Genomic DNA, 18,149 nt, shown 5'->3' with positions numbered 1-18,149 from the left:
GCCATTTTGACTGTAAGGTTTAATCATTTCCATGAAGATAAAATTAGTCTTCGTGACGACGTGGTGCGCGTGAACGACCTTGTCCACCTTCACGGCGTCCGCCTTCTCGACGAGTTCCACCGCTTCCTCCACGACGATCTCCGCCGCTTCCTCCACGACGATCTCCGCCACTTCCTCCACGACGATCTCCGCCACGTCCGCCTTCTCGACGTCCGTTAAAGCTACGGTTACCGCCACGTCCACGATCTCCACCGCCACGGTTGTTAGAACGCTCACGACGCATTGGTAATGGTCGTTCTTCAGTAATTGTTACTGGCGAGTCATCTGGCTCTTTTGTTAATGAACGAAGTGCAGCAGCTACAACATCGATTGCATCATGGTTTTCAAGTAATTCTGTCGCAAGTGTACGATAATCACCTAAGTTGTTGTTCGCAATAAGACCTTCTAGTGTTTCCAAAGCTAGGCGTTGTTGACCAACTAAAGCTTCGTCAGTTGTTGGTGGACGAAGTGGTGTCATACGTTTTTTCGTTGTCTCTTCTACAATACGTAGGTAACCCATTTCGCGTGGTGTTACAAATGTTACTGCAAGACCTGATTTACCTGCACGACCTGTACGACCAATACGGTGAACATAAGACTCCGGATCTTGAGGAATATCGAAGTTATAAACATGTGTTACACCAGAAATATCAAGACCACGAGCAGCTACATCTGTTGCCACAAGAATATCAATTTTATTTTCTTTAAATTGACGTAACACAGAAATACGTTTTGCTTGGCTTAAGTCACCATGGATTCCTTCAGCAAGATAACCACGGATTGATAATGCTTGTGCAAGCTCATCCACGCGACGTTTTGTACGTCCAAAGATGATCGCAAGTTCTGGTTGGTGAACGTTTAATAAACGAGATAAAATGTCGAATTTTTCACGCTCAGCAGACTTCACAAAATATTGATCGATGTTATCAACTGTTAGTTCTTTCGCTTTAATTTTTACGATTTCTGGATCACGCATAAATGTTTCAGCAATTTTACGGATTGCTGGTGGCATTGTTGCTGAGAACAATAATGTTTGACGTTCAGAAGGCACATTTTCTAAGATTGAATTAATATCATCGATAAAGCCCATATTTAACATTTCATCAGCTTCATCAAGTACCAATGTTTGAACATCTTCTAGTTTTAAAGTACGACGATTAATATGGTCAATAATACGACCAGGTGTACCTACGATAATTTGAGGTTTATTTTTCAGTGCACGGATTTGACGGCCGATTTCTTGACCACCGTAAACTGATAACAATTTTACACGTTTATCATAACCAATTTTATATAGCTCTTCTGAAACTTGAATCGCTAATTCACGAGTTGGAGCAATTACTAATGCTTGGATATTAGGGTTTTTCGGGTCAATTTTTTCGATAAGTGGAATCCCGAAAGCGGCAGTTTTACCTGTACCTGTTTGCGCTTGACCTAATACATCACGGCCTTCAATTGCAAAACGAATAGTACCTTCTTGGATTGGTGTTGCTTCTTCAAATCCCATACGCTTTACTGAGCGTAATGTAGATTCGCTAATATTTAATTCTGAAAAATTTGTCAAACTTCTCAATCTCCTTTTTCTGCTTTTAAGTTGACAAATGGTTACATTTTCAGATGAAGTTGTCGGCAAATTCGAGCCTGTGTTTTGGAACGTTTCCGTTACTTAAAATTTTTCTCTATATGATGGTCACATAGAGCTCTCTTATATGAAAAGGAAAGCCCGGTCTTTACCGAGCGGTTTGATTCTGTCGTAATTATTCACTTTAGAATAAAACCGTTGTGTTCAAAAAAAAGTACTCTTCAATCAAATATGAAGAGTCTTCGCACAAAATGTATCCATTGCTTACACTAGTCTAACATGGGATTAAAACGTATGCAACGATAACGCATGAGTCGTAATAATCTGACTACTTTACGCACTCATTAAAAACGACAAAACGTAAGAAAACCATTCAGAACAATCTTCATCATAACATATATGATGCTTCCCTTTATCAGAAAAATACAAAGTTTTATCGTTTGAGGTTACTTGATCATATAAAAATTGAGCCGTGTGATATGGTACTATTCCGTCTAATTTCCCTTGTACAATATACACCGGAATTTTAATATCTTTATAATACGGCTCCACCATTCGAACAAGCTTCATGAATTCTATCGTTGACGATAGTGGCACATGATTAAATTTATGCCGGTACCGTAAAAACAATTCATTACTAGACAGATTACGATGATACGCCTCAGTGGCAAGCATTTTAAAATCTTTGACTAGTTGCTTCGGACTCACATACTTGGCAGCTGCGCTTAGTAATACAAGCTTTTTCACTTTATAACGTTTAGCTAAATAGAGCGCTATAATGCCACCCATTGAAAACCCAACTACTATTACTTCGTCTACTTTTTTAGCAAGAGCACGAAAAGCGAGCTCGGCATCCATTAGCCAATGCTTGGCAGTGAAACCACGCATTTGCAATTCCTCCCCATGTCCTGACAAAGTAGGTTCTTCAATCAGCCAATTTATATGCGTACGTAAATAGGTAGTAAAAGGTTCTACTTCATAAGGCCCGCCTGAAAATCCATGTATACATAACACACCTACTGACATTTTTTTCACCTCTAAATTGTAACTCATTTAAATCAAGAATTTAAAGAATCGGTGAAAGAGTATCCCACCGATTCCTTGTTTCATTTTATGACGTGAATGCACGTAAGATTGTTTCTAATTTCATACCGCGAGAGCCTTTTAGTAAAACGATAGCCTCCTCGTTAGCTTGCTGTAGTTTTTCGATAATTGGCGTATAATCATCCTCAACATATAGCAAATGTTCCTCATCAAAACGCTCTTTTAAGACTTCATTTAAATAAGCCATTCTTGGGCCAAATAAACATACATAAGCAATTTCTTCTGCATGAATATCCTTCGATAAATCTTCATGGAAATGTTTTTCATTTGGGCCAAGTTCAAGCATATCACCTAACACAAGCCATTTTTCTGGGCGGATCGTTGTCGATGCTACAAATTGAATAGCCGCCTTCATAGAGGTTGGTGCAGCATTGTATGCATCATTAATAAACAATGCCCCGTTTGATCCATTCACTTGTTGCATGCGCATATCCGTTAGAGCTACTTGTTTTAAGGATGCACGAATTTGGTCATCGTTTAAACCTAACTTTTGAGAAATTAACATAGCGACTAATGTATTTTTCACCTGGTGCTTCCCGAGAACGGAAATAAAGAAATCTCCTTCAATCACACCATGTGTAGAGAAGCCACTACCATCAGAAGTTGCTTCAATATTGTCTGCATACAATAGATTGTCATGCTCTAAGCCAAATGCCACTGCATTTAACTGCTGCTCTTTTGCAACTAGCTCCTGAAGCAGCAGTTCATCTCCATCATAAAATAGCACGCCATCCGGTTGCATTCCTTGAATTATTTCAAACTTTGCTTTAGCGATTCCGGCACGTGAGCCTAAATCTTGCATATGAGCCTCGCCAATGTTTGTAATCACCGTCATATGTGGACGAGCAAGTTTCGTTAAAAATTCTATTTCACCAAAACCACTCATACCCATTTCAAGCACAGCAACGTCCGTATCTTCATCTAGCTGTAAAACCGTAATAGGTAAACCTAGTTCATTATTAAAATTCCCAATGGTCTTTTGTACTTTAAAAAATGGTGTTAGCGTTCCCGCTAAAATATCTTTTGTTGATGTTTTACCGTTTGAACCAGTAATGCCAATAAATTTCGCTTTATGCTCACTACGATAGGCACGAGCCATTTGCTGAAGCGCCACTTCTGGATCATCTACAAAGAGTAATGGTACACCTTGAGGTGGATTCGGTTCATCTTTCTGCCAAAGAGAAGCACCTGCTCCTTTTTCAATAGCCTGCTGAACGAATTTATGACCATTGGCCGTCTCACCACGAAATGGTACAAACAGGTCCCCTTGTTGAATTGTACGTGTATCAATGGAAATTCCTGATACTACCGAGTCACCAAAAGCTGGTACATCCTCATTTAACCATGTAGCTAACTGCTTTAATGTTTTTTTCACAATAATCCCACTCAGTCTTTTTTATAGTGAAGCTGTTGTTTTTCTTCAAAACGCTCAATTGCTAGTGTAATCAGACGATTAATCAGCTCTGGGTAGCTTACATTTGTATGTTGCCATAGAAGAGGATACATGCTAACAGGTGTAAAACCTGGCATTGTATTCACTTCGTTAATATAAATGCTGTTATCGGCTGTCACAAAAAAGTCCGCACGAACTAAACCGCTTCCATCAATAGCTTTGAACGCACGCTTTGCAAGCTCCTGTAAGCTTGATACAGTATCTTTAGGAACCTCTGCTGGAATAATAAGGGCTGTCGAGCCATCTTTATATTTAGAATCATAATCATAAAATTCAGTTACTGGTTTGATTTCACCAGGTACAGAAACTTCCGGGAAGTCATTTCCTAGCACAGCTAGTTCAATTTCACGAGCAACAATACCTTGCTCAATTACAATTTTACGATCATACTGTAAAGCTATTTCGATAGCCTTCACTAATTCATCGCGGTTTGTTGCCCTGTTAATTCCGACACTTGATCCCAAGTTTGCAGGTTTCACAAACATCGGCCAAGCCAACTTTTCTTCACAACGAGCAAGGATAGCCTCCTGTTCATTAGCCCATTCGCTACGAATGAAGTACGTATACGGTACTTGTGGTAAGCCGGCAATTTCAAATAATTGCTTCATGATTACTTTATCCATGCCTGTCGCTGATGCTAACACACCGTTTCCTACATACGGCAAATTTAGAACCTCAAGTAAACCTTGAACAGTTCCATCTTCACCATTAGTACCGTGAAGTAATGGGAAAATTACATCGAATTGTACAGTTTTACCATCTTTATCCATTAAAAAATTTGTAATATTATTTTCTAATATAGTGTTATCATCACCAAATTGTAATTCTTCAATTGTACTTGCAGGTTTTTTTAGACGCTCACCGCGGCGCCATTCTCCTTCAAGGGTAATGAAAATCGGATATACTTCATACTCCTCGAAATTCAAAGCTCCAGTGACTGCACGTGCTGTCGATAATGACACCTCATGCTCCGCTGACTTTCCACCGTATAATAAACCGATTCTTTTTTTCATTTTTGTGCCCTCCGCATACTTCTTGAGTACTATTAGTTTATCATGAAACGTCTTGACAAATGACATCAATTTCGACTTGCCGTAATTGTAGCTGTCGCTGCATAAAACATTTGTAGCTGTCGCTTTGCTTTCGCTACATAAAGCATTTGTAGCTAACTCTTTACTTTCGTTACAAACATTAAAACAATTACTGAATGACGATAAAAATCTCACCGTAATTTTGACGGTGAGATTTAGTGTATATTCATTCTACGTACAAATGAATAGATCAATTATGCCTAGGCATAATTGCGTCAGGAATCAGCTTCGTGCTTAGGCCTGCACGAGGGCCGACACGATGTCGGTCATTTCGGTAATGCCACAGGACGTGGCGTTTTTACCGATGCAGGTCAGTTAGCCGTTATCGCATGGATGCGATGATTTTAGGCTAACATCCTTTATTGAACTCCCTTCTGATTCCGTGACATCCGCCGGAGGCTTTAGGCCAACAGATGTTTTTTGCGCGAAAGCGTAGTGCTAACGTAGCGTCAGCAGCACCGATGTTGGTCACTCAGTCGTTGCCACAGGATGTGGCGTTCTTAGACTGAGTTCCTCTATTTCAGCGGGTGTTTGGATACCCGCTGAAAGAAGTTAAATAATATAAATCAATTCATCGTGCTCATTTTTCAAAATTGTATTTTTTAAATCATCCCACACCTCATCAGGGAAGGAATACTCTGACAGATTGCGAATTTCGAGACCGTAAGCTACTTTAGGCTTTTCAATTCGATACAATGATAACAGTGCCCCATCTTTAGCAAATGAACGATAGGCACGCAAAAATTCCGGTGAAATAGCAGGAATACTCGATTTCGCCTTCCTTCGCCAAAAACCAGTGCTACGTTCCTTTTCACGAATCAAACTGTTCAAAACATTAGCTATGAGTAAATCTGAATCGCTTAAATGGCGAAAATAAATTTTAGTCATTTTCTCTAAATCTGAAGAATAGTAGACAAATCGATTTTGTAATTTATTAAAAAATGGCGAAGTAATCGGTTCCTTTTTATGACTTATGTAAAGTAATTCCCCTTGTTCCATCGGTGTTAGTTGGTCTAGCCTCTTCTCATCCATAAAGTCTATCCAACACAATTCTTTGGATTCGGTAGATTTTTTTACAAACTGAGGTACTTCCTCTTCTGGTATATAATCCAACTGTGTATGCATATTAAAGGAACCATCTTCATAGGAATGTTTCAATAACAGTAAGTGATGAAGTGGTTCAAGTGCAGCCACAAATTGCGAGAATTTAAGCCCGCTAAAAACAACAAATTTATCGACCTCATTCATATGAACATAAATATGAAACATAAAATCTTCAGCTGACTTCAATTTTTTACCCACAACCATCACCCCATTCTTCACTACATTATAAAACTAAACAGGAATTTTTGAAACATTTAATGCTAATAATCGTCATAACAATATTCACAGGCGTAAAAGTGTTTTTTACGTTATAATATGAATGTTAAAGATGCTATTGCATATATGTTTTTTAACTACTCGGAATGAGCACATTTAGAAAGAATATAATTCTATTCATTTCTTACAAATATCTGAGAGGATTCTAAATCAAAAGCAAGTATTGAGCCCCCTTGTTCACACGCTCACTTCGGTTTGATATTTGCCTCTTGAGGATGCACTTTTTAAATATATTTGGTAGTATATTGAATTGGAATTAATTTAAATCAAATTTACTCATTAAGAGATACTATTTTAATATAGGTGGCTTGTATGGAAAATAAACGAAATTTCGCGAATCGTTTTGACTGGACGCTCGCTTTTATACTTTTAACCTTCCTAGTCATAAGTTTGTTAGCCATTGCGTCGGCTCAAACATCAGGTCAGTATGGTGTTAACTATGTTCCTTTACAATTGCGATGGTACGTCATTTGCTCAGTAATTATTGGAATAGTTATGTTTTTTGAACCTGACCAATATAAAAAAATGTCTTGGTATATGTACGGGGCAGGCATCGTATTATTAGTACTACTTATCTTCATGCCAGAAGGAACAGGACAAATCGGTGCAAAAATTAATGGTGCAAAAAGCTGGTATCATACACCTCTTGGAAATATTCAACCTTCTGAGTTTATGAAAACCTTTTACATTTTAGCACTTGCTCGACTTATTAGTAAGCACAACGAAGTCTATTCTTTTAGATCATTAAAAACAGACTTTATATTGTTAGGTAAAATCGGTGTTACACTGTTACTACCTTTAGCTCTTATTATGCAGCAACCTGACCTCGGTTCAGCATTGGTATTCTTTGCCATTACAGCTGCCGTTGTCATTGTAGCAGGTATATCGTGGAAAATTATTTTACCAACTTTTCTAGGTGGCGCTATAGTAGGTGGTTCTCTTGTATGGATGGCACTCTATATGCAGGGTTTTTTAGAGAAAACATTCGGCTTTAAACCATATCAATTTGCTCGAATCTATTCTTGGTTAGATCCATATTCATATTCTTCTAGTGATGGATACCATTTAATTACTTCCCTAAACGCCATTGGTTCAGGTGAAATTTTCGGTAAAGGTTTCCGTAGTCGTGAAGTTTACGTTGCCGAAAATCATACCGATTTTATTTTTACAGTTATCGGAGAAGAATGGGGTTTTATTGGTGCTAGTATCGTTATTTGTATTTTCTTTTTATTAATCTATCATTTAACAAAAACTACACTATTATTGAAAGATCCATACTCAACATATGTATGTGCTGGTATTATTGCAATGATTACATTCCACGTATTTGAAAATATCGGTATGACTATTCAGTTATTACCTATTACCGGTATTCCCCTACCGTTTATAAGTTATGGAGGAAGTTCATTGATGGGGAACGCTCTAGCCCTCGGTCTTGTTTTCAGTATGCGTTTCCACTACCGTACTTACATGTTTACCACTCATGATGATGATGATTAATTATGGACATAAAAAATGGGTAGTCTCAATTACAGAGACTACCCATTCTTATTTGTAAAACGAGTTAAGCTTGAACTTGCGGTGTTTGCGTTGGTGGTGTGAGCACTTTTAAAAGTTCAAGTCGAGACTTTGTTACAGTGGCTTTTACACCCAACTTAGATAAATTCGAAACAATCTTTTTCAAATCTACTTCTTTTTTCATACATTCCACCTCAATCTTTCCTCGAATTTATATAACGTTTTATTTCCAAAAAAGTTTCGTTTTTGCAAGCGTATGATGTCTGACGAGTTAATCTCTTTCTATCATACCATTTAACTTCGCTTTAAAATTTTTCATTTTTGTTACAATGTAAATTTTTCCTTAACATACTATTTACCATCTCATCATCAAAGCGTGAAGTTGATTTCCGTTCCGGCTGGGCGCTTTGTGCTGACGCTCCAGTCTCCACTCCAATCAACTATAACGTGTTAATAAATGTCATTCCTATAAACTTATTTACCATTAAACAGCAAAAGTTAAACATAAAAAATTAAAATACTGACATACCCTCTAGTAGTATACCCCAGAGATAAATTAATACACTATGCGACAATCGATACAAAAAATTAAAAATGGAGTGAGTCCATTTAGTTACTTTAAACTCGTTATTAAATTTTTAGTATCAATATAATTCATTGTTAACAGTCTGCAGTTTTTTATACATTGTTTTAACCTCTTTTCTCTACTGCATTGTCCCCGGGAAGTCTCCAAGCATTAACGTTTTAGCAAATGTCATCCCCTACTTTTAGTAATGAGCCATTAAACATAAATTGTTTTGACTTCCGCTTTCTTGTAATAACAATAACAAGAGAGGTAGAATATACATACTAAAATATCGTATGAAAGCAGGGTACTATATGAAAAAGGCAATTTTATTATTAATGTCTGTTCAATTCCTCGTCTACCTAGGATTTGGAATTATTATACCGGTCTTACCCGAGGTTGTAGTTCAGCAAAATTGGGATGAACTACACGTAGGTGGCCTACTTACAGTGTACTCGCTTGCAAGTTTTTTCACTGCACCATTTTGGGGTATGCTGTCCGATAAGGTAGGTCGTAAGCGACTTATATTAATAGGCCTAGTTGGTTTTAGCTTAAGTTTTGTTATTTTCTCTTTATTTATTGATAATTTAGCAATGTTGTACTTCTCACGTGTTGTGGGTGGTTTATTCTCAGGTGCACTATACACATCTGTGACAGGCTTTGTAGGAGATATGTCGAGTGAGGAGGATCGCAATAAATATATGGGTTTCATGGGTATGTCCATCGGGCTCGGTTTTATTTTTGGTCCTGCAATTGGCGGTATGCTCGGACACTATAGCCTGCAACTACCATTTATCGCTTCTGCAACACTAATTGCACTATTATTTATTTATGCAAGTTTCGTTTTAAAAGAACCTACAAAACGAAAAGATACAAATAAACGTGCCATTGTGCCAAAGGGTGCGGCCAAAATGTTGCAGTACCGTGTGCGATATTTATTTATGTTCTCATTTTTAGTGACTTTTATGCTGGCTGGAGTAGAAGCAACGTTCCAGTTATTCCAAATTGATCGAATTCAAATTACACCGTTACAAATTGGTTATTTGTTTATGTTTAGTGGCTTTGTAGATGCAGCTATTCAAGGCGGTGTTGTTAGACGTATTAAAAATGGAAGCGAGACAACTTGGTTAATAGGTGCACAAATTGTCACAGCTATGGGTATGCTTTTATTCACTTTAACAGCTAACTTATTTATGGCAGGCTTTGCCCTTTGTGTTTTCACAGCAGGAAATGCGCTCGCAAGAACATGCGTCGTATCTCTTTCAACTAAAGAATCTGGTGGTCAATACGGGACTGCTGCAGGTCTTTCCTATTCAATGGATAACCTAGGACGCATTCTAGGTCCACTATTCTTCACTTGGCTATTTACAATGCAATCTAGTTTAGGCTATTATACTTCAGCAGCAATAGCCGTCGTTTCAATAAGTTTAATATTTATTTTTAAAGCATCAAATAAATCTTTACGACTTGAATAATTTGTTGATAAAAAGCCGTAACTTAATAGTAATTCGAAGTTTATAGAACACAACAAGGGATATTGGATCCATCAATTATGCCTCAGCATAATTGCGTCTGGAATCGGCTTTGTGCTTACGCAAAGAACTCCTTTCCGATTTCCGTGACATCCACCGGAGGCTTTGGGCCAACAAATGTATTTTGCGCGAAAGCGTAGTGACAGCAAAAGGGTTTTATCTGTGCAAAAGCGAAGCGGCAGCGGCAAGATGTTGGTCACTCAGTCGTTACCACAGGACGTGGCGTTCTTAGACTAAGTTCCTCTATTTCAGCGGATGATTTGGACACCTGTTGAAAAGTGACTTAAAACTGCATTCATTTACCACCTATAGAGGTGGGAGACTTCTGTACCTGACGCTACGCTTTCGGTACAAAAGACATTTGCCGAAAGAATGTAAAGCAGAATATCGGAGGGCCCCGCATGAACAAAACAACAAATCTTTTTCTTCCAAAAGAGCTAGAATCGTTTCGTTTTGAAATTGAAGATACACTACTTTCAGCAATGATTATCACACCATATAAACGATCAACTACGTTAACGGAAAGTAAATTTGCTGGGGAACCTTACTTACCCTATTCCCAAACATATCCGAAAGATATTACAGGTGAGCCTATGCGGCTATTAGCTCAAATTAACTTTGCAGAAATGCCACCACTAAAGGATTTCCCATCTCAGGGTATTTTACAATTTTTTATTTCATCTAATATTTTCGTGAATGTTGATCATTATCACGAGGATATTTTCCAGCAATTTTATAAAATACGTTTTTATCCTACTGTAAATTTTGAAGCGACAGTCCCTAAACAGGAGTTTTTAGTACAAACAGCAGATGACAGGTTCCCTATTCACCAGGAGTTAGCATTACAATTCCAACCTATCCAAGAACCTGTATCTGCTTTAGATTATCGCGCGATACATTGTTTACCAAACTTAATACCTTCATCACAAGATGTTGATTTACGAGAAATTTATCTACAGCACTTCTTAGGGGCTGGAGCTAAAATCGGTGGTTATGCCTATTTTTTAGAGGAAGATATCCGTCACGAATCGCAGCTTCTTAAACGATATGATGTATTGCTACTCCAAATTGACTCTAATGATGAAATTGGTATAATGTGGGCAGATAGTGGCGTTGGGAAGTTTTTCATTAACAGAGAAAAGCTTCTTCAAAGGGATTTTTCTGATATTTTATTTCAATGGGAGCATTATTGATCCTTATTCGACAAATGTAGCGGTCGCTTACAACAATTACGAAAGGCGAAATTGATTTTGGATTACCTCGTTAGTTTCGGAGGTAATCCTTTTCCATGCGTACTAACAAATTTCGTATCTTCTTTCCACATATAAAGTAAGCTATACTAGATATATTGTGAAAAATGTAGAAAAGGCAGGTGTAGGAATGAGTATTTTTACAGACTTTGGATTTCTAGTATCTTTCATTATGTTTATCAATATTTTAGCAGCAATGGTCATAATTTTTTTAGAGCGTAAAGATGCCACTTCTACATGGGCATGGATTCTCGTACTATTTTTCATTCCATTAGGTGGGTTTATTTTATACTTGCTATTCGGACGACAATTACGGAGAAAGCATTTATTCCGTTGGGAAGGACGCAAGGATATTGGTATCGATAACCTCATTAGTTATCAGACAGAAGCGATCCGAAACGACACATTCGAGTTTCGTATAGAAAATGCGGAAAATTATAAAGAAATGATTTATATGCATCTTAAAACAAATAATGCAGTTTTAACGCAGGACAACCACATTGATATTTTTGATGATGGTGCAAATAAATTTGAGCAACTTCTGAAAGATATTGAGGTAGCAAAAGATCATATTCACATTCAATATTATATTTTCCGTCTAGATGACTTAGGTACACGCATTATTGATAAACTTATAAAAAAAGCAAAGCAAGGGGTTAAGGTAAGAATCTTATATGATGAAATGGGCTCACGCAACATTAAAAAGCGCCATTTCAAGGAATTGCTTAATGCAGGCGGTGAAATCGAAGTATTTTTCCCATCTATTTTTCCACTTATAAACCCTCGTTTAAATTTTAGAAATCACCGAAAAATTGTTGTGATTGATGGCCGGATTGGTTATATCGGGGGCTTTAATGTCGGGGATGAGTACCTTGGTCTACAAAAGAAATTTGGCTATTGGCGAGATACACATTTACGTATTGAAGGTAGTGCGGTACATCCATTACAAACACGCTTTTTACTTGATTGGAATCAAGCTTGCGCACAACAGAAAATGGGTTATTCGGACCGTTACTTCCCTGCTATTCCAAAAAAAGGTGATGTAGGCTTACAAATCGTGTCTAGCGGCCCTGACTCTGAATGGGAACAAATTAAAATTGGTTATTTAAAGCTTATTAATATGGCGAAAAAATATATATATATCCAAACGCCATATTTCATACCCGATGTTAGTTTTTTAGAAGCTATTAAAATTGCGACGCTTTCAGGTATAGATGTAAGGATCATGATTCCGAATAAGCCTGATCATATGTTTGTTTATTGGGCTACATACTCATACGTAGGACAATTATTGCGTGCAGGAGCAAAAGTTTATATTTATGAAAAGGGCTTTATTCATGCTAAAGCAATTATTATTGACGATGAAGCATCTACAGTCGGAACTGCAAACCTTGACGTACGAAGTTTCAGTTTAAATTTTGAAGTTAATGCATTTATCTATGACTCAACGATTTCACATCAGCTTGCTGAGCTGTTTGAAAAGGATATTTTTGATTGTACTGAATTAACTTGGGAAATGTACAAAAATCGTTCTACACTGATTAAATTTAAAGAATCAGTTTCACGTTTATTAACACCTATCTTGTAGAATGTAGAAAAGGAAGAGAGCTAGTTCATTAATGATGAACAACTCTCTTCCCTTTTTTATTTCACACCTAAATATTCTTCTAGCGTAATATTTTGTTTTTTAATGTCTTTTGCTATGTCTACACCAACATAACGATAGTGCCATGACTCATACATATAACCTGTGATGTCTTCTTTATTTTGGGGGAATCGTAAAATAAAGCCGTAATCTTGAGCATGCGTAAATAACCATTGTCCAGCTGGTGTTTCACCGAATTCTTCAGTTAACCATAAACTATCTTTGCCGCTTTCCCCTATATCAAAGGCCAAACCTGTTTGATGTTCTGAATAACCCGGTCGAGCACTATAGCGATCAGCAGCAGCTTGCCCATCACGTTTAGCATAGTTATTATATAATGTTGTTTGATATTCAAAAGATCGATAGCCACTAAATGCAACTAAATCAAAACCTTGTTGTTTTGCTGCAGCAAACATTTTGTTTAGAGCTTGACGTGCCTCAGGATTTTCTTCAGGCGCAAAGGTAGATGGTAGCGGATATATTTTATTCGCTAATAAAATCCCCTTAATATATGTCGGCTCGGTTGGTAATGTTTGATTTGGTACATAGCCATTTTCATCTGTCTTCTGCTCTGGCTTCACAGGATTATCTGTTGTTTTTTTCGGCTCTTCTTTTGCAGGTGCATCTTTTTTAGTTGGTTCTGCTGTTTGTTGTTCTTCTTCATCTGATGCATTACTTACCTGTTTATTTTTATAGTTATACACTACGAAAATAGAGACAATAAGCGCCACTGAGATTACAGCACCAAGGATGAGTGGTAAACGTTTCTTTTTCACTATTTTTTACCCCTTTTAAAGTTATCCAGTACTACATAGTAAGGATCCTCTTTCAAAGAATTTAGAAAGAACAGTCCTAGTAAGTACCGATACTATTTTGTACTATATTGGTTCATCACCCAAAGTTATGGATACTTTTGTTAAAACGTCTACTATGTGAATAAGTTGATTGGAGTGGAGACTGGGCGACTCCTTGGGGATTAGCGTCACAAATGAGACCCTGGAGCGAGCACATAGAGGAACTAAGGCTAAAAGCCACTTCCTGTGATAACGCCTTCGTGATCAACATCCTGTGGCCCCAAGCGGCTCATCGGACGCCCCAGGAAGCTTTGCTCTGTGCGAAAGCGAAGTGACAGCAACAAATGTTTTATCTGTGCGAAAGCGAAGTGACAGCAACAAATGTTTTATCTGCGCGAAAGCGAAGCGTCAGCGACAAAGCGCCCAGTCGGAACGGAAATCAACCACACGTTTTGGTGATGATCCACTATATTGGTATAGTCTCATTTTAGCACTGTTCACAATTTAGGGTGTAGATTTTCACCAATGATTTTAAAATTAATCTGTTAGTCTGTGAGAATAATAATAAGCACTACTATAGAAGCAATTGAGAAAAAGATTGCCATGCACTTCATCCATTTTGCCTCTTTTACATAACCTTGTTCTTTAAAACTTTTTGCCCTAAAACCATTCGATACGGCAAACATAATAGTCATTGCCAATACTGCAAAATTAAAATTACCCATGATAATAAATACGATAGCCGCAATACTAAAAATCGCGACGAGAATAGATGATAGCAACTTTATGTTCATCTTGCTGTCCTCCTAAAAAAATCGAGGCTACATAGGCGCCTCGACAAAAATTATTTTATTAGTTTACTTTTTCCGGATGCTCCGAATAAAATTTTCGACCGATATATGTTTGAATAATCAACAACGCACCGCTGACTGACCAGTAAAGTGGTAGGGCTGCCATAGATGTCATCGAGATAAAGACAATCATAATTGGTGAAATATAAATAAACATTTTCATTTGTGCTTTTTGTTGCTCTGGTACTGTCCATAATGATACACGTGCTTGAACTAAATATACAAGACCCGCGACAATTGTCATAGCGATATCAGGTGAACCTAAGCTAAACCATAAAAATTCGTGTGCTTTCACGTCTGTAGAATATAAAATGGAGAAATAAAGACCCATGATAATTGGCATTTGAATTAACATTGGTAAACAGCCCATGTTAAGTGGATTGATACCATGTTTTTGATATAATGCCATCATTTCTTGTTGATACTTCGTTTGCTCTTCTTTTGTCTTTGCTTCCTTCATCTTTTTCTGAACAGCTTCCATTTCAGGCTTAAACGCATCCATTTTCATTTTCATCTTTTGCTGCGAACGGTAATTTTTTAACATAATCGGCATTAAGACTAAACGAATAAGAACTGTAATAGCAATGATTGCTAAACCATAGCTACCTGAAAACATAGTGTTACCGAAAAATTCTAATAAAAATTCCATTGGTTTTACAAAGATACTATAGAAAAAACCTTCTTTGTTTTGCACAGCTTGACAGCCACTAAGAACAAAAACGGCGAGTCCAAGCATTGAAAATAGCTTCAAATTTTTCATTTTTCCACCTACTATTATTTATCAACTAAAATGAAGTATACATTATCTGGCCTATCTTTATCAAATAGCAAGTGCTACTAATTCCATAACATAAAAAAGATGCGAGCTTTAGCATCGCTAATGTGTCCGCATCTATTTATTAATCTTATTTATAACCCTTTGTGAATAATACTAGATATACTTCTAGCTTTAGACGTTTTGAAACTCTGATTCCGCCATCTCAAAACGATAAAACTCGTGATGTAGTTCATCTCGGAAATGTTTGGGCGTTACCCCAGTATATTTTTTAAAGATGCGGGTAAAATAACTTTGGTTACAGAAATGGAATTGATCTGAAATAGAAGTAATACTTTTATTAGTGTGTCTAAGATAGTACTGTGACTCTTCTACTCGACGAACATTTAGATATTCAACTAGTGTAATACCAACATGTTCTCTAAAAATACGCGATAAGTGACTAGTACTAATATGGAAGTTATTTGCGATGCTTTCCACTGTTAAGTCATTTTCCAATTCATCATTTATATACATAATTACTTTATTAACTGTCTGGTGACGGAAAGTCGGTTGCTTGCGATCTGCAATAAAATAGACAAAGAAATCGATTAAATCATCAGCAAATTGTAAAAATTCTGCGTCTTTCATTTGATTTTCGATCATATCATTACAAGCAATGTTAAAAGCAAATGCTTTCTTCGAAGGAACTTGATTGTCTAGCAATTTACGAGCAACAATTGACGACAAAACAGAAAAATAACTTCGAACAATTTTAATGACTTGTTTGCCAAAACGTATTGAAAGAATATCAATTAATTCATGCAAAGATTTTTTAGCCTTTGCCGATTCTAAATGGTAAATTTCAAATATTAATTTCGACTCAATATTAAAAAATTCTTCTATACCGATGTATTGATTAATACTATCGATTTCTTGAAAGTATCTTTTGGATATCGTTTCTGATATAGAATGTTGATGTAGTTGCATAATCTTCCCCATCTTTCTTCAGATTGCACGAGTTGCTTTTACATTTTTTGACACATATCTATTTCATATAAGAAAATAGTATTTCCTTAATAATTGTATGAATTGAGTCATATTTCACAATTATATAATTGAATATAACTTAAAAATAACCCAACTAAACCACTAGTTACAAAAAAAAATAGACTATACAGTGAATTTTACCATATTCTGCGATTTCCTTTCAACCACATTTTGTCTCTTGCACTAGTTCTAATTTATCATATATACATAGTAGAAACCTCGTAAACTTATTTACCTACATTTAGATTTTACCATATACATACCAAAATGAATTAGTAATTATTTAAAATTTGTTACAAATTATGTAATGGATTTTACAACTTTATATTTCATCAATCGACATTTCTCTTTTTTATTCCGAAATCTTCTCTATATAATTTATACGAATATGTAGTAAAATAGATGATAATACTATTTTTAAAAGTTTAGACGAGGTGTTAAAATTGGAACCAAAACAAATAGAAGAAATTATGGAGATTATTAAGGAATTCTTCCCTGAGAATACTTCCATTGCAATTTCCGATACAAACGAGTACTTGTACTACCAACCGAGCAAAAAAGTTGATTTAAAAATCAAACCTGGCGACCCAATTAAAGAAGGTTCTGCAGCTCATAAAGCGTTAAACTACGGACAAAAGATTAGCTCTTACATTGAGCCTGATGTATTTGGAGTAGCATATTACGGCATGAGTATTCCTTTAATGGAGGAAGGTGAAACTAAGGGTGCTATCACTGCGATCTTCCCACAAAAGCCGTCAGCATTTTTAACGAACTACATTACAATCAAAATTGACGATTGTTGGTACCCAATCAAGCATGACCAGGTTATTTATCTTGAAACACAGCTCCGAAAAACATTTGTTAAAACAATGAGTCGTGAAGGATATCACCGCTTAAACCTAAGTGATCTTGAGCTATTTTTAGCCCCTGACTCATTTATACGTTGTCACCGCTCTTATATCGTTAACATTGACTACATTGATGAAATTCAACCAGATTCACATTCAACGTTTTTATTAATCATGAAAGACGGTACCCGTATTCCTGTTAGCCAACGCTATGCAAGTTACTTCCGTCGTTCTTTAGGTTTCTAATTTTGTAAAGTACAGCGAGCAATTTTAATTGTTCGCTGTACTTTTTTCTTACTGCACATCACCAACAGTTTAGGATGACACGTTAAAGCTCATCAGACGCACCCAGGAAGCTCTGCTCTGCGCGAAAGCGAAGCGTCAGCGGCAAATGTTTTCTGTAGCGAAAGCAAAGCGGCAGCTACAATTGTTTTATCTGTGCGAAAGCGAAGCGTCAGCAACAAAGCGCACAGTTGGAACGAAAATCACCCCCCAGTATGTTATTTAATCTTTTATTTTTAGAAAATTTCCTTTGTAGCTCTACATTAAAACGTTTTCTCTGTCGAAAATTCGTTTTTATGCTCATTTTTCCTCTTTTTACTCAATTTAATGCTATTTCTAAAGTTTTTGTGACAATTTGGTGATAGTATTATTCAAATGGTTGGAGTCATACTACAACTGAATAAACAGAAA

Annotated in this window: 15 protein-coding genes; 5 read left to right on the top strand and 10 right to left on the bottom strand. The window is 36.7% G+C overall.

Features of this window, described 5'->3' with window-relative positions; translation table 11 throughout:
- Positions 1-43: 43 nt before the first annotated feature.
- From cshA to ACIQ7T_RS10675, 5 genes are all read right to left on the bottom strand, one after another.
- Positions 44-1,603, bottom strand: a complete 1,560-nt coding sequence (cshA, locus tag ACIQ7T_RS10695) for a degradosome RNA helicase CshA (protein WP_370079947.1) — start codon at positions 1,601-1,603, stop codon at positions 44-46.
- A 351-nt stretch (positions 1,604-1,954) separates the two neighbouring features.
- Positions 1,955-2,647: an alpha/beta hydrolase gene (locus ACIQ7T_RS10690; protein WP_370079949.1), complete on the bottom strand. Its 693-nt coding sequence runs from the start codon at positions 2,645-2,647 to the stop codon at positions 1,955-1,957.
- Positions 2,648-2,732: 85 nt separating this feature from the next.
- Positions 2,733-4,100: a UDP-N-acetylmuramoyl-tripeptide--D-alanyl-D-alanine ligase gene (locus ACIQ7T_RS10685; RefSeq protein ID WP_402870220.1), complete on the bottom strand. Its 1,368-nt coding sequence runs from the start codon at positions 4,098-4,100 to the stop codon at positions 2,733-2,735.
- Positions 4,101-4,111: 11 nt separating this feature from the next.
- Positions 4,112-5,191 (bottom strand): D-alanine--D-alanine ligase, encoded by a 1,080-nt coding sequence (locus ACIQ7T_RS10680; protein WP_370079953.1) that lies wholly within the window; start codon positions 5,189-5,191, stop codon positions 4,112-4,114.
- Between the two features lie 630 nt (positions 5,192-5,821).
- A complete protein-coding gene (locus tag ACIQ7T_RS10675; RefSeq protein WP_370079955.1) occupies positions 5,822-6,577 on the bottom strand; it encodes a hypothetical protein in 756 nt (251 codons plus the stop codon).
- Between the two features lie 384 nt (positions 6,578-6,961).
- On the opposite strand from ACIQ7T_RS10675, the gene ACIQ7T_RS10670 reads away from it, so the two are divergent.
- On the top strand, positions 6,962-8,149 hold the full coding sequence (locus tag ACIQ7T_RS10670; protein ID WP_370079957.1) for an FtsW/RodA/SpoVE family cell cycle protein: 1,188 nt from the start codon (positions 6,962-6,964) through the stop codon (positions 8,147-8,149).
- Between the two features lie 64 nt (positions 8,150-8,213).
- Here the strand turns inward: ACIQ7T_RS10670 and ACIQ7T_RS10665 are convergent, their stop codons facing one another.
- A complete protein-coding gene (locus ACIQ7T_RS10665; protein ID WP_370079959.1) occupies positions 8,214-8,351 on the bottom strand; it encodes an Lmo0850 family protein in 138 nt (45 codons plus the stop codon).
- Positions 8,352-9,046: 695 nt separating this feature from the next.
- Between ACIQ7T_RS10665 and ACIQ7T_RS10660 the strand changes: the two genes are divergently transcribed.
- From ACIQ7T_RS10660 to cls, 3 genes are all read left to right on the top strand, one after another.
- On the top strand, positions 9,047-10,207 hold the full coding sequence (locus tag ACIQ7T_RS10660; RefSeq protein WP_370079961.1) for an MFS transporter: 1,161 nt from the start codon (positions 9,047-9,049) through the stop codon (positions 10,205-10,207).
- A 458-nt stretch (positions 10,208-10,665) separates the two neighbouring features.
- The gene (locus tag ACIQ7T_RS10655; protein ID WP_402870214.1) at positions 10,666-11,457 is read left to right on the top strand and encodes a YwqG family protein; all 792 of its coding nucleotides are present in this window, start codon (positions 10,666-10,668) and stop codon (positions 11,455-11,457) included.
- A gap of 187 nt (positions 11,458-11,644) precedes the next feature.
- Positions 11,645-13,102: a cardiolipin synthase gene (gene cls, locus ACIQ7T_RS10650; protein ID WP_402870212.1), complete on the top strand. Its 1,458-nt coding sequence runs from the start codon at positions 11,645-11,647 to the stop codon at positions 13,100-13,102.
- A 56-nt stretch (positions 13,103-13,158) separates the two neighbouring features.
- On the opposite strand, the gene ACIQ7T_RS10645 is transcribed toward cls, so the two are convergent.
- The 4 genes from ACIQ7T_RS10645 to ACIQ7T_RS10630 all read right to left on the bottom strand — a co-directional run bounded on the left by ACIQ7T_RS10645 (position 13,159) and on the right by ACIQ7T_RS10630 (position 16,548).
- Complete coding sequence (locus tag ACIQ7T_RS10645) at positions 13,159-13,935, bottom strand: M15 family metallopeptidase (protein WP_370079967.1); 777 nt, start codon at positions 13,933-13,935, stop codon at positions 13,159-13,161.
- Between the two features lie 563 nt (positions 13,936-14,498).
- Positions 14,499-14,747 (bottom strand): hypothetical protein, encoded by a 249-nt coding sequence (locus ACIQ7T_RS10640; RefSeq protein WP_402870209.1) that lies wholly within the window; start codon positions 14,745-14,747, stop codon positions 14,499-14,501.
- Between the two features lie 58 nt (positions 14,748-14,805).
- Positions 14,806-15,564, bottom strand: coding sequence for a membrane protein insertase YidC (gene yidC, locus ACIQ7T_RS10635; RefSeq protein WP_370079969.1), 759 nt, complete (start codon positions 15,562-15,564; stop codon positions 14,806-14,808).
- 189 nt (positions 15,565-15,753) lie between these two features.
- A complete protein-coding gene (locus tag ACIQ7T_RS10630) occupies positions 15,754-16,548 on the bottom strand; it encodes a helix-turn-helix transcriptional regulator (RefSeq protein WP_370079971.1) in 795 nt (264 codons plus the stop codon).
- 503 nt (positions 16,549-17,051) lie between these two features.
- Here ACIQ7T_RS10630 and ACIQ7T_RS10625 point away from each other — a divergent pair.
- Positions 17,052-17,702, top strand: a complete 651-nt coding sequence (locus ACIQ7T_RS10625; RefSeq protein ID WP_132361594.1) for a LytTR family DNA-binding domain-containing protein — start codon at positions 17,052-17,054, stop codon at positions 17,700-17,702.
- Positions 17,703-18,149: the final 447 nt, after the last annotated feature.

The sequence above is a fragment of the Lysinibacillus sp. NPDC096212 genome (genome assembly GCF_044763105.1).
GTDB lineage: Bacteria > Bacillota > Bacilli > Bacillales_A > Planococcaceae > Lysinibacillus.
Note: the sequence above shows the minus strand (reverse complement) of the source record. Positions and strands in the feature narration are given on the sequence as shown.

What these genes read in the sequence shown, in the direction of transcription:
- ACIQ7T_RS10690 (WP_370079949.1), bottom strand. Translation starts at nt 2,647, where the DNA reads ATGTCAGTAGGTGTGTTATGTATACATGGATTTTCAGGCGGGCCTTAT.
- ACIQ7T_RS10680 (WP_370079953.1), bottom strand. Translation starts at nt 5,191, where the DNA reads ATGAAAAAAAGAATCGGTTTATTATACGGTGGAAAGTCAGCGGAGCAT.
- ACIQ7T_RS10675 (WP_370079955.1), bottom strand. Translation starts at nt 6,577, where the DNA reads ATGGTTGTGGGTAAAAAATTGAAGTCAGCTGAAGATTTTATGTTTCAT.
- ACIQ7T_RS10670 (WP_370079957.1), top strand. Translation starts at nt 6,962, where the DNA reads ATGGAAAATAAACGAAATTTCGCGAATCGTTTTGACTGGACGCTCGCT.
- ACIQ7T_RS10665 (WP_370079959.1), bottom strand. Translation starts at nt 8,351, where the DNA reads ATGAAAAAAGAAGTAGATTTGAAAAAGATTGTTTCGAATTTATCTAAG.
- ACIQ7T_RS10660 (WP_370079961.1), top strand. Translation starts at nt 9,047, where the DNA reads ATGAAAAAGGCAATTTTATTATTAATGTCTGTTCAATTCCTCGTCTAC.
- ACIQ7T_RS10655 (WP_402870214.1), top strand. Translation starts at nt 10,666, where the DNA reads ATGAACAAAACAACAAATCTTTTTCTTCCAAAAGAGCTAGAATCGTTT.
- cls (WP_402870212.1), top strand. Translation starts at nt 11,645, where the DNA reads ATGAGTATTTTTACAGACTTTGGATTTCTAGTATCTTTCATTATGTTT.
- ACIQ7T_RS10640 (WP_402870209.1), bottom strand. Translation starts at nt 14,747, where the DNA reads ATGAACATAAAGTTGCTATCATCTATTCTCGTCGCGATTTTTAGTATT.
- yidC (WP_370079969.1), bottom strand. Translation starts at nt 15,564, where the DNA reads ATGAAAAATTTGAAGCTATTTTCAATGCTTGGACTCGCCGTTTTTGTT.
- ACIQ7T_RS10630 (WP_370079971.1), bottom strand. Translation starts at nt 16,548, where the DNA reads ATGCAACTACATCAACATTCTATATCAGAAACGATATCCAAAAGATAC.